At 68.9% G+C, this 12219-nt stretch carries 7 protein-coding genes; 3 read left to right on the plus strand and 4 right to left on the minus strand.

Features of this window, described 5'->3' with window-relative positions:
- Window positions 1–39: 39 nt before the first annotated feature.
- The 4 genes from ACZ9QC_RS08455 to ACZ9QC_RS08470 all read right to left on the minus strand — a co-directional run bounded on the left by ACZ9QC_RS08455 (window position 40) and on the right by ACZ9QC_RS08470 (window position 5642).
- Window positions 40–1485, minus strand: a complete 1446-nt coding sequence (locus ACZ9QC_RS08455) for an NCS2 family permease (protein ID WP_472919584.1) — start codon at window positions 1483–1485, stop codon at window positions 40–42.
- Between the two features lie 274 nt (window positions 1486–1759).
- Window positions 1760–4147 carry a xanthine dehydrogenase family protein molybdopterin-binding subunit gene (locus tag ACZ9QC_RS08460; RefSeq protein WP_472919585.1) on the minus strand — a complete coding sequence of 796 codons (2388 nt, stop codon included), beginning with the start codon at window positions 4145–4147 and terminating at the stop codon, window positions 1760–1762.
- 2 nt (window positions 4148–4149) lie between these two features.
- The gene (locus ACZ9QC_RS08465) at window positions 4150–4752 is read right to left on the minus strand and encodes a (2Fe-2S)-binding protein (RefSeq protein WP_472919586.1); all 603 of its coding nucleotides are present in this window, start codon (window positions 4750–4752) and stop codon (window positions 4150–4152) included.
- Window positions 4752–5642 (minus strand): FAD binding domain-containing protein, encoded by an 891-nt coding sequence (locus ACZ9QC_RS08470; protein ID WP_472919587.1) that lies wholly within the window; start codon window positions 5640–5642, stop codon window positions 4752–4754. The genes ACZ9QC_RS08465 and ACZ9QC_RS08470 overlap by 1 nt, the downstream gene beginning before the upstream one ends.
- A gap of 274 nt (window positions 5643–5916) precedes the next feature.
- Between ACZ9QC_RS08470 and ACZ9QC_RS08475 the strand changes: the two genes are divergently transcribed.
- The 3 genes from ACZ9QC_RS08475 (at window position 5917) to ACZ9QC_RS08485 (ending at window position 12202) form a co-directional block, all read left to right on the plus strand.
- Complete coding sequence (locus ACZ9QC_RS08475) at window positions 5917–7602, plus strand: PucR family transcriptional regulator (RefSeq protein ID WP_472919588.1); 1686 nt, start codon at window positions 5917–5919, stop codon at window positions 7600–7602.
- A 193-nt stretch (window positions 7603–7795) separates the two neighbouring features.
- Window positions 7796–8839, plus strand: coding sequence for a trypsin-like peptidase domain-containing protein (locus tag ACZ9QC_RS08480; protein WP_472919589.1), 1044 nt, complete (start codon window positions 7796–7798; stop codon window positions 8837–8839).
- A 3057-nt stretch (window positions 8840–11896) separates the two neighbouring features.
- Window positions 11897–12202, plus strand: a complete 306-nt coding sequence (locus ACZ9QC_RS08485) for an acyl carrier protein (RefSeq protein ID WP_472921634.1) — start codon at window positions 11897–11899, stop codon at window positions 12200–12202.
- Window positions 12203–12219 lie beyond the last annotated feature (17 nt).

A 12219-nucleotide genomic window follows, 5' to 3' on the forward strand; every position in this document is an offset into this window, starting at 1 on the left:
CGGACGGTACTCGGCGGTGGGCCGCGAGGCCCGGACCGCCTAGTGGACGCCCAGCCAGCTCTCGATGGGGTCGAGGGCGAAGAAGACGACGAACACCGCCGTCAGGCCCCACATGAACGTGCCGATCTCCCTCGCTCGGCCCTGGGCGAGCTTGATGGCGACGTACGAGACGACTCCGGCGGCGACGCCCGCGGTGATGGAGTACGTGAACGGCATGATCACGACGGTCAGGAAGACCGGGATCGCGGTGGCGCGGTCGGACCAGTCGACGTGCCGGGCGTTCGTCATCATCATGGCGCCGATGACGACGAGCGCGGCCGCGGCGACCTCGCCGGGCACGATCGCCGTGAGTGGGGTGAAGAACAGACAGGCCGCGAAGAACAGGCCGGTGACGACGGAGGAGAGGCCCGTGCGGGCGCCCTCGCCGACCCCGGTCGCCGACTCGACGAACACCGTCTGGCCGGAGCCGCCGGCCACACCGCCGATCGCGCCGCCCGCACCGTCGATGAACAGCGCCTTGGACAGGCCGGGCATCCGGCCCTTGTCGTCGGCGAGCCCGGCCTCCGTGCCGACGCCGATGATGGTGGCCATCGCGTCGAAGAACCCGGCGAGGACGAGCGTGAAGACGATCATGCCGACCGTCATCGCGCCGACGTCGCCCCAGCCGCCGAACTCGACGTGCCCGAAGAGCGAGAAGTCCGGCATCGAGACCGCACTGCCGTGCAACTCGGGTGCGCCGCCCGCCCATTGCTTCGGGTCGACGACGCCGAGGGCGTTGAGGACGACGGCGAGGACGGTCCCGCCGACGATGCCGAGCAGGATCGCGCCGGGGACGCCCCGGGCCTGGAGCATGAAGATCGCGAGGAGGGTGACCGCGAAGAGCAGGACGGGCCAGCCGGCGAGTTCGCCGGTGGGGCCGAGGCTGACCGGGGTCGCCTTGCCCTGGTGCACGAATCCGGCCTTGTAGAAGCCGATCAGCGCGACGAACAGACCGATCCCCATGGTGATCGCGTGCTTCAGGGCCAGCGGGATGGCGTTCATGATCATCTCGCGGAGGCCGGTGACGACCAGAAGCATGATGATCACGCCGTACATCACACACATGCCCATCGCCTGCGGCCAGGTCATCTGCGGGGCGACCTGCGAGGCGATGACGCCGGAGACGGAGAGGCCGGCGGCGAGCGCGAGCGGGACCCGGCCGACGACGCCCATGAGGAGCGTGCTGACGGCCGCGGCGAGCGCGGTCGCCGTGATCAGGGCCTTCTGGCCGAGGGTGGCGCCGACGGCGTCCGGGCCGGAGAGGATGAGCGGGTTGAGCAGGAGGATGTAAGCCATCGCCATGAAGGTGGTGACGCCGCCGCGGACCTCTCGGGCGACCGTGGATCCTCGGTGGGTGATGTGGAAGTACCGGTCGAGACGGGACCGGCCGGCCGGGTCGGGGGTGCCGTCGGGGGCCGTCCTCGGCTTGAGCGACTGCTGGGTCATGGGGGCGTTCTCCCAAGGTTCACAGGGACACCCGGCCGTTGCACTGGGCTTCGGCGGGATTTGGGAAGGTGCGCCCGACGCGGGGGACGGCCCGAGACGAACGTGGTGGGTGTGTTTGTGGGGTGCGTTGTCGGGTGCGGTCCGGTGGGGGCTGGTCGCGCAGTTCCCCGCGCCCCTGGTTTTTCAGGGGCGCGGGGAACTGCGCGAGAAGCCCCACCGGACCCGCGGTCGCCAAAGATCCCGCACCCCCGAGCTCATAGGCGCCCGGCGGCCCCTATGCCGTGCCGGTCAGATGCTCCGGCCGTACCGGCGTCCTGTTCAGCTCCAGCCCCGTCGCGGAGCGAATCGCCGCGAGCACGGCCGGAGTCGACGACAGGGTCGGCGCCTCGCCCACCCCACGCAGCCCGTACGGCGCGTGGTCGTCGGCGAGTTCGAGCACGTCGACGGGGATGGTCGGCGTGTCGAGGATCGTGGGGATGAGGTAGTCCGTGAAGGAGGGGTTGCGCACCTTCGCGGTCTTCGGGTCGACGACGATCTCCTCCATCACCGCGATGCCCAGCCCCTGGGTCGTACCGCCCTGGATCTGGCCCACCACGGAGAGCGGGTTGAGTGCCTTGCCCACGTCCTGCGCGCAGGCCAGTTCGACGACCTTGACCATGCCCAGCTCGGTGTCGACCTCGACGACGGCGCGGTGCGCGGCGAAGGAGTACTGGACGTGCCCGAAGCCCTGCCCGGTGCGCAGGTCGAACGGTTCGGTCGGCCGGTGCCGCCACTCCGCCTCGACCTCGACGGCCTCGTCCCCGAGGACGTCCACCAGGTCGGCCAGCACCTCACCGGCGTCGGTGACGACCTTGCCGCCCTCCAGCAGCAACTCGGCCGTGGCCCAGGCGGGGTGGTACGTACCGAACTTGCGGCGGCCCAGCTCCAGCACCTTCTCGCGGACCAGCTCGCAGCTGTTGCGGACGGCGCCGCCCGTGACGTACGTCTGGCGGGACGCGGAGGTCGATCCGGCCGAACCCACCTGGGTGTCCGCCGGGTTGATCGTCACCTGGGTGACGCCCAGCTCCGTGCGGGCGATCTGCGCGTGGACGGTGATGCCGCCCTGGCCGACCTCCGCCATGGCCGTGTGGACGGTGGCGACGGGTTCACCGCCGACGACCTCCATCCGGACCCGTGCGGTCGAGTAGTCGTCGAAGCCCTCGGAGAAGCCGACGTTCTTGATGCCGACCGCGTAACCGACGCCCCGGACGACGCCCTCGCCGTGCGTGGTGTTGGACAGGCCGCCCGGCAGCTGTCGTACGTCCGCCGCCTCGCCCGCCGTGAGCCACTGCTGCTCGGGCGGCAGGGGCATCGCCTTGACGCGGCGCAGGAGTTCGGCGACCGGGGCCGGGGAGTCGACGACCTGTCCGGTCGGCAGGGCGGTGCCCTGCTCCATGGCGTTGATCTGCCGGAACTCCACCGGGTCCATGCCGAGCTTCGCCGCCAGCTTGTCCATCTGTGCCTCGTAGGCGAAGCACGCCTGGACCGCGCCGAAGCCGCGCATCGCGCCGCAGGGCGGGTTGTTGGTGTAGAGGGCGAGGGCCTCGATGTCGACGTCCTCGATGACGTACGGGCCGGCGCCGAGGGAGGCCGCGTTGCCGACGACGGCCGGGGAGGCGGAGGCGTAGGCGCCGCCGTCGAGGACGATACGGGCCTTGAGGTGGGTGAGCTTGCCGTCGCGCGTGGCCCCGTGCTCGTAGTGCAGCTTCGCGGGGTGGCGGTGGACGTGCCCGAAGAAGGACTCGAAGCGGTTGTAGACGATCTTGACCGGTTTGCCGGTGCGCAGGGCCAGCAGGCAGGCGTGGATCTGCATCGACAGGTCCTCGCGGCCGCCGAAGGCACCGCCGACGCCGGCCAGGGTCATGCGGACCTTGTCCTCGGGCAGGCCGAGCACGGGCGCGATCTGGCGCAGGTCGGAGTGGAGCCACTGGGTGGCGATGTAGAGGTCGACACCGCCGTCCTCGGCGGGCACGGCGAGGCCGGACTCGGGGCCGAGGAATGCCTGGTCCTGCATGCCGAAGACGTACTCGCCCTCGACGATCACGTCGGCGCGCTCGCGGGCCGCCGCCACGTCGCCGCGGATGATCGGCTGGCGGTGGAGGATGTTCGGGTGCGCGACATGCGCGACGTGGTGGTCGTCGCGGCCCTCGTGGACGAGGACGGCGTCCGGCGCGGTCGCGGAGGCCTCGTCGGTGATGACCGGCAGTTCGCGGTACTCCACCTTGATCTTGGCGGCGGCGCGGCGCGCGGTCTCCGGGTGGTCGGCGGCGACGATCGCGACGGGCTCGCCGTGGTGGCGGACCTTGCCGTGGGCGAGGACCGGGGTGTCCTGGATCTCCAGGCCGTAGTTCCTGACGTCGGTGGGGAGGTCGTCGTAGGTCATCACGGCGTAGACGCCGGGTGTGGCCAGGGCCTCGGACGTGTCGATGGAGACGATCTCGGCGTGGGCGACCGTGGAGCGCAGGATCTGGCCCCAGAGCATGTCCTCGTGCCACATGTCGGAGGAGTACGCGAACTCGCCGGTGACCTTGAGGGTGCCGTCCGGGCGGAGCGTGGACTCGCCGATGCCGCCCTTGGTACGGGAGCCCTGGGTGAGGTTGGTGGGCAGGCCGGTGGTTCCCATGATCAGACCCCTTCGGACTGCCGGGCGGCCGCGAGGCGGACCGCGTCCATGATCTTCTCGTAGCCGGTGCAGCGGCACAGGTTGCCCGAGAGCGCCTCGCGGATGTCCGCGTCGCTCGGGTTCGGGGTGCGCTCCAGCATCTCGTCGGCCGCGACCAGCAGACCCGGGGTGCAGAAGCCGCACTGGACGGCCCCGGCGTCGATGAACGCCTGCTGGATCGGGGAGAGTTCGGTGCCTTCTCCGGTGTGCGAGTCCTGCCCCTGGGCCGCCCACCGCTTGGCCTCGTCGAGCGAGGTCCCTCCCGTGGCGGGCGTACCGCACGCGCCGGACGCGCAACCACCGTGCGCGGCCCGCTGCTTGGCGAAGTCCGCGAGCCCCTCGACCGTGACGACCTCGCGGCCCTCGACCTGTCCGGCGGCCACCAGGCACGAGCACACCGGGACGCCGTCGAGGCGGACCGTGCAGGACCCGCACTCGCCCTGCTCGCAGGCGTTCTTGGAGCCCGGCAGCCCCATCCGCTCCCGCAGCACGTACAGCAGGGACTCGCCCTCCCACACGTCGTCGGCTTCCTGCGGACGGCCGTTGACCGTGAAACTGACACGCATTACGCGACTCCCTCCGTGGCGCGGGCGGTGCCGCGGTACGACTCCCAGGTCCACATGAGCGTGCGGCGGGCCATGACACCGACCGCGTGGCGGCGGTAGCTCGCGGTGCCGCGTACGTCGTCGATCGGGTTGCAGGCGCCGGCGCACAGGTCCGCGAACTGCTTGGCGACCGAAGGGGTGATGATCCGGCCGTTGTCCCAGAAACCGCCCTCGTCGAGGGCCGCGTTCAGGAACTCCTCGGCGGCCCGGGCCCGGACGGGGGTCGGCGCGGCCGAGCCGATGCCGGTACGGACGGTGCGCGACGACGGGTGCAGGGCGAGTCCGAAGGCGCACACGGCGATGACCATGGCGTTGCGGGTGCCGACCTTCGAGTACTGCTGGGGCCCGTCCGCCTTGTCGATGTGCACCGCGCGGATCAGCTCGTCCGGCGCGAGGGCGTTGCGCTTGACGCCGGTGTAGAAGTCGTCGATGGGGATGAGCCGCGAGCCCCGTACGGACTCGGCCTCGACCTGGGCGCCCGCCGCGAGGAGGGCCGGGTGGGCGTCGCCGGCCGGGGAGGCGGTGCCGAGGTTGCCGCCGACGCCGCCGCGGTTGCGGATCTGTGGGGAGGCGACCGTGTGCGAGGCCAGGGCGAGGCCGGGCAGCTCGGTACGGAGGTCCTCCATGATCCGGGTGTACGGGACGGACGCGCCGAGGCGCACCGTGTCCTCGCCGACCTCCCATTCGGAGAGTTCGCCGATGCGGTTCAGGTCGAGCAGATACTCGGGCCGACGGTGGTCGAAGTTGATCTCGACCATGACGTCGGTGCCGCCGGCGATCGGCACAGCCGTGGGGTGCTCGGCCTTCGCGGCGAGCGCCTCCTCCCAGCTGGCGGGGCGAAGGAAGTCCATCTGACCGGCTCTCTTCTTCGTCTCGAGTCGTTCTGTTTGAGCCAGATCGTGTGCGGCGGGCCCGGCTCGTTCATGTGCTGTTCATGTGTTCTGGGACTCAGTACACAGCGCCCTCCTCCACCCCGGTCAGTCACGGAAACTCTGAAGGAGTTGGCTGGCCAGGGCCCGCATCTTGTAGATTCGTATGAACAGAGGCCCTCTGCAACCTCTTGGTATTCCCCCGGAAACATCCTTGTTCCCGACAGGTCTCGACACAGGAACGGCGGCGACGAGAATGCGCCTGCGCGCACTGCTGGACACCGACGCGCTGGGCCTCAGGCTGCTCGGCGGCGAGGACGAGCTGGACCGCACCGTGCGCGGTGTGATGACCACCGACCTCAGAGATCCCAGCCGCTATCTCTCCGGCGGCGAGCTGGTGCTCACGGGCCTCGCCTGGCGCCGCGACGCCGCCGACTCCGAGCCCTTCGTCCGGATCCTGGTCGGCGCCGGGGTCGCCGCGCTGGCCGCCGGGGAGGCCGAGCTGGGCAACGTCCCCGAGGACCTCGTCGTGGCCTGCGCTCGCCACCGGCTGCCGCTCTTCGCGGTCAACGAGTCGGTCGCCTTCGCGACCATCACCGAACACGTCGTACGGCAGGTCTCCGGCGAGCGCGCCGGGGACCTCGCGGCCGTGGTGGACCGGCACCGCCGGATGATGACCTCCGGCCCGGCGGGCGGCGGCCCGGACGTGGTCCTGGACCTGCTCGGCTCCGACCTGGACCTGCGCGCCTGGGTGCTCTCCCCCGCCGGGCGGCTCGTGGCGGGCCCCGAGGACGCCGGGGGCGCCGGGGGCGCCCTCCCCGCCGAGCTGCGGGCGCGGCTGTCCGCCGAGCATCTGGCGGCGACGCGCTCCGGGCGGCGCGGACCGCACCGCGTGGCCGTCGGCACCACCACGTACTCGCTCTTCCCGATCAGCGGCACGGGCCGGGGCACGGGCTCCGGCGCCCGCGACGTGCGCGAGACCCTGCTGTCGGACTGGCTCCTCGCGGTCGAGGCCGACGCCGGGGACTGGCCCGCCGAACGGCTCGACCTGCTGCACGGCGTCACCCAGCTGATCGCGGTCGAGCGCGACCGCCGCGACGCGGCCCGTACGGTACGGCGCCGGCTCGCCCAGGAGGTCCTGGAGCTGGTGCAGGCGGGGGCGGCCCCGGCCGAGATCGCGGCCCGGCTGCGGGTGGCCGCACCGGTGCTGCTGCCCGGCCTCGGGGCGGCGCCGCACTGGCAGGTCGTCGTGGCCCGGGTGGAGTGGGAGGGCGACGAGGTCGGCAGCGGCCCGGTCACCCAGGCGCTCCTGGAGGAGATCCTCGTCGACCCGCTGTCCACGGGCCCCGAGCCCTCCGACCGCATCGCGGTCGCCCATACGGGTGAGGAGGCCATCGCCCTCGTCCCCCTCCCGGCGGTCTCCTCCGAGCACGACGGCTCCGAGTCCGGCATCCACGCCGACGCCCTCCTCGCGGCCGTACGGACCCCGCTGGGCGCCGGCCTCGACGACGACGGACGGCTCACCCTGGGCGTCAGCGCGGCCGTGCACTCCGCCGAGGGGCTGCGCGGCGCCCTGGAGGAGGCCCGGCACGCCCGCCGGGTGGCGGCGGCCCGCTCCGGCCGGGTGTGCGCGGCCGGCCACCAGGAACTGGCCTCGCACGTGCTGCTGCTCCCCTTCGTCCCCGACGACGTGCGACGCGCCTTCACGGCCCGGCTCCTCGACCCGCTGCGCGACTACGACCGGCGGCACCGTGCCGAGCTGATCCCCACCCTGGAGGCGTTCCTGGAGTGCGACGGCTCCTGGACGCGCTGCGCCGCGCGCCTCCATCTGCACGTCAACACACTGCGGTACCGGGTGGGCCGCATCGAACAGTTGACGGGCCGGGACCTCTCCCGCCTGGAGGACAAACTGGACTTCTTCCTGGCCTTGCGCATGAGTTGACACTCCACGAGCCTCCGCTCGCCGGACGCGACCTGTGCTTCCCGGCTCGCCTCGCACTCCGTTCGCCACAACATTCCGGCACGGCTCTTCAACTCCGTGAAGAGGGCGCGTCTGAGCGCGGGAGGCACACGTCGGCGCTTCAAATGGCACCATGGTGAACTCGGCATGCGCCGAGGTCACGGGGGAGGTTCCCATGGTCGAACTGACGCTTGAAGAACGCCAACGCCTCGTCACACTTCTGGCATCCATGCCGATCCTTTCCAACGAGTCGGGGCGGTCGGAAACCCTTGCCCTTGCGGGCCTGTCCGGCCTGGTGCCCCATATCGACCTCACAGGCCCGCCCCTCGTGGCGTCGAGTCGGATCGTCACCCACCTGTCGTCGTACGGACGGTATTCGCGCGAGCACGAGGCACTCGGCCTCTTCCTCAACCTCGTCCGAACGCTTACCGGCAAGGAGCAACAGGATTTCCTCGCGGACCTGTTGTTGCGGCATCGCATGATGGTCCCTGTGTCGCCCTCCCCCAAGGTCACCGCCTGGATGGGCCCCGACACCGCAGCGGGCATCGAAGAGAAGATCATCACGAGCAATACGCTCCGGCCGGTCCATTTCCTGGAACGGGCTCTGACTGCGGCCCGAGCGGTGTGCCACATCGAGGTTCGTTCGGGAGCGAAAGGCTGGACCGGAACAGGCTTTCTCGTCTCACCGGATCTGGTGCTCACCAACGAGCATGTACTCCCGGCTGCTGATCTACTCAGAGGGACCCGCTTCCAGTTCAACTACGAGGACGATCCGGCGGGCCATCCCCGCCCGATCGATCCCGTCGAGGCCAGCGGCCGTCTATTTATCTCCGACAGGAGCCTCGACTTTGCCCTGGTCGAGTTGGCAGGCGTGCCTGGCGACCGCTGGGGCTGGCTCGACGTAGCCGGAGCGCCACCGCAGCCGGGAGGACGTGTGAACATCGTCCAGCACCCCGGAGGACAACCCAAACAGATCGCGATGCAAAGCAACTTCGTGGAATACGTCGATGAGAACGTGGTCCAGTATGTCACCGCCACTCTCCCGGGTTCCTCGGGTTCACCGGTACTCACCGACAATTGGCAAGTTTGCGCGGTCCACCACGCCGGCGGCAATCTCAAGGAACCCGCGTCCGGCAGACACTACTTCCGTAACGAGGGCTTCCGCATGAGCAGGATCCTTGAGCAGCTTCCCACGGACGTTCTCTCCCAAATCAGCTGATCGACGACGAAGGACATCACGATGCACGACCAGGAGCCAGGTAGCCTGCGCGGCAGGCTGATCCAGAGCCTTGCTTCCCTCCCCGGTATGAACCAACCAGGACAACGGGAGTTTCTCCTGGAAAACGCCGGTTACGGAAACCTCACCAGGACTCTGGACGTACACGGAGGCAGTGCGGTCGCCCTTTTCACCTCTCTCGTCAACAGGCTCGCGCCACAGGGCCCCGGAGCGCTGGCGGACCTCATCGCCGACCTGGCCCGAGTGGCCGTCGCCGGAGTGGACCGCAAGGACCAACTAAGCGTTCTCGCGGACGAGATCCGCCGCATGGATCCAGCCGATCTCCAGGAACTGACCGCAGCCGGTACCCCTTTCGCGAACCTGCGTACTCGTGCACGCGAGAACACCCTGAGGGAAATCGCCGAAGTCAGCTCGAAGTATCTCCGCGACCTGTACTTCCATCACGAGGACCTAGAGGACCGCGTGACGGATTTCCTCTCGGACGACAGCGTCTGTCTGCTGGTCGTCTCGAAACCGGGACGCGGAAAGACCAATCTGCTGTGCTCTCTGGCCGAACGGGCCATGGACGAGTCATTGGCTCTGTTGATGTCCGCCCGTGTTCCAATCTCGGACCCCCACAGCTTGCTGACCCTGATCGCTGGCCGACTCGGCTACGGCTCTGACTGGCCGAGCTGTTTCGCCGACCTCGCCCGCGTGAGTGCCCTAGGCCAGCGCCCGCTGCTGTTACTCGACGCCATCAACGAATCTCCCGCCAAGCCGGACGACATGAAGGCTGCTCTGCACGAGTTGCTGCGCCAAGCGGAGAACGCGGGCCTCAAGGTTGTGATCACCTGTCGTACCGACTTCTGGCAGTTCTACCGGGCATCGTTCTGGTCGAGCTACGTACGCCAGCGGACCCTCGTCCCCACCGGCATCAGGCCGTCGGTCACCCATGTCGAGGACGTCCCGCTGTTTCCCGCGGACGCCTTCCCGCGCATCGCTGCACAGTACTTGGCCGCGTTCGGCATCCGTGGTCACCTTCGCGGTGAGGCCGCCGAGCGTTGCCGCCATGCTCTCGTGCTGCGCATTCTCTGCGAGGCCTACCGCGGCCAGGACATGGGCATCATCGACGACTTCCGACTCTTCAGGCTGTTCAAACTGTTCTGGGAACGGAAGGTCGAGCAGGTCGCAGACACGACCGCGCTCAAAGGAAAAGGGCCGGTGGCCGAACTCGTGCTGGAGGTCGCCCGCCTCATGCGAACGACTCGCAGTACTTCGGTTTCCCGCATCGCCGTCGCCGACCGATTGCGCTGCACCTCGGCTGAACTGGACAGCAGTGACTCTCTGTACAGTCGCGTACTCGACGAGGAAATCATCCTCGAGGAGAGCATCGACGAAGAATTGGGAGTACGCAACGTCGTCTTCATCTACGACCGGTTCGCGGAATACGTGCTCGCGCTCAGTCTCTACCTCGACGGGGGCTGGACGTCGAAGAATCCAGCCGCCGTCGTCTCTGACGCCAAGGCCTTAATGGATGAAGAGAGTGGATTCCCCTCGCTGCGCGGCGCCTTGGAGTTCCTCGTCCTCCGCCTGGAGGACATCAGAACCCCGGACCTGGTGCACATTGACGTGGTACGCACCATGCTCAACCACAACTGGAAGTGGCGGGGTATCGCGACACTGCTGGCCTTTCAGTTCGACCGCCGGAACGAGGCGCCGTTCTGGGACTTTCTCCACGAACTGGCCACGCACGAGGTCGACTTCGTGCGCCGCATCGTCGCCGAGCAGTCCCCACGGGTGACGGCGGACGGCGATCCGCGCGCCCTGCGGCTCCTCAACGATCTGCTATGGGACCCCAATAGAGGAGTGCGTGATGCAAGCCGACAGGCCCTGCTCCGCCTCTCCCCGGCGGCGGTGCCGCTGGAGGTAGACCTGCTTTTGGCGACAGCCCGGCAGGACGCCGCACTGCTCGCCGCGCGGCTGCTGGTCGAGGCTCCCGGTGACGACTTCGCGGAACTTCAGCGACGCGCGCAGTGGCTGGCGACGCACGGGAACAGCGGCCTGCTCACACAGGCCCTGGAGAAGGTACTCGCGACCAATCGCGACCTCGCCTATACAGAACTGCCCTGGCTGGCCGCTTGCAAAGCGGCCTTCAGTTCTGCGACAGGGCCGCATGCCGAGCGGTACCACGCGGCCGTGGTTGCCTGCCACGAGGAGCGCCTGGCGGAACTGGAAGACGACCGGCAGTTTGTCATCCGGCTCTACGAAGCCATCAACGAGGTGCTGCGCACGGCTGCGAACTCGGGGAAGGAGATCAACCCCCAGCAATATCTCGTCACGAGTCTCCACGAAAGCACCCAGGAAGAGCGCGACACGTGGCAACCTGCGCACTTCGGTTACGACCCCACGTACCGACGGGTTCCCAGCCCGGCGGTGACCGTCTGGCAGCGTCTGTTGCAGACACCTGATCTCCGGCCCCAGCTCATCCGGGCGCAGGTAGAACTCACGGGCTGGATCGAGCCACAGCGGATCGCCGACCTGTGGCATGCGACCTACCGAGTGGCCATGGCGCTCCAGGCGGTACGCGATCCGCGGCAGACCAGGGACAGCTGGCTCTCCTTCTGCCGGAACGTCGCCGCGCAAACCGGACTGGAGATGACGAATAGTACGGCCGCCGCGCTGGCCCACCCGGAGCAGCTCGCGCTGTGGGTGTGGCACAGCGAGTTGAAGCGCCGAGAGCGCAGTGGTGGAATCGGTGCGCTCGTCTCGCGGCTAGAGGCACTGCCGCCCGGCGAACTCATCAAGGAATTCGAGGCGTACCAGCATCATGTGCAACTGGCCCCGCGACCACTGGCCGATCTCCTGGAGGCCCTGTGCCTGGTGCTGCGCGGCAGGTCGACGCAACCCTCGCATATTCTCGCACCCCTGGTGATTTGGCACGAGTCGCACGACAGCAGGATCTTCGACGAGGCACTCGACGAGCTGCATTGGCTTGATCCCGACTCGTTCTGGTTTGTCGTCCAGTCTCTCCTCAACCACCCCGACCAGCGTCTCGTCAACATGGCGACGCGTGCCGGCGAGCGGGCGGAGGTGGTCGACGAGAGCCGGTCACGCAGCAAGCGGGAGATCCTCGACGGCTTGGCAGAGATCGTCAACGAGATCGCGGGCATTCCGATCGAGGACGTCTACATCGGAGCATCCTTTGCGGACGATCTGGACATCGACTCCCTGTCCATGGTCGAGCTCGTCGTCGCGTCCGAAGAGCGCTTCGAGGTACGGATCCCGGACAATGAGGTCAGGCACCTGCGCACCGTACGCGACGCCGTGGATTACATCGCCCGGCACAGCGATGCCGCCAGGACCTGAGATCCACCTGGCGCATC

This window comes from Streptomyces sp. HUAS MS02 (genome assembly GCF_055702265.1).

Coding starts and splice junctions, on each gene's coding strand:
- ACZ9QC_RS08455 (WP_472919584.1), bottom strand. CDS start 1,485: ATGACCCAGCAGTCGCTCAAGCCGAGGACGGCCCCCGACGGCACCCCC.
- ACZ9QC_RS08480 (WP_472919589.1), top strand. CDS start 7,796: ATGGTCGAACTGACGCTTGAAGAACGCCAACGCCTCGTCACACTTCTG.
- ACZ9QC_RS08465 (WP_472919586.1), bottom strand. CDS start 4,752: ATGCGTGTCAGTTTCACGGTCAACGGCCGTCCGCAGGAAGCCGACGAC.
- ACZ9QC_RS08460 (WP_472919585.1), bottom strand. CDS start 4,147: ATGGGAACCACCGGCCTGCCCACCAACCTCACCCAGGGCTCCCGTACC.
- ACZ9QC_RS08485 (WP_472921634.1), top strand. CDS start 11,897: ATGGCGACGCGTGCCGGCGAGCGGGCGGAGGTGGTCGACGAGAGCCGG.
- ACZ9QC_RS08475 (WP_472919588.1), top strand. CDS start 5,917: ATGCGCCTGCGCGCACTGCTGGACACCGACGCGCTGGGCCTCAGGCTG.
- ACZ9QC_RS08470 (WP_472919587.1), bottom strand. CDS start 5,642: ATGGACTTCCTTCGCCCCGCCAGCTGGGAGGAGGCGCTCGCCGCGAAG.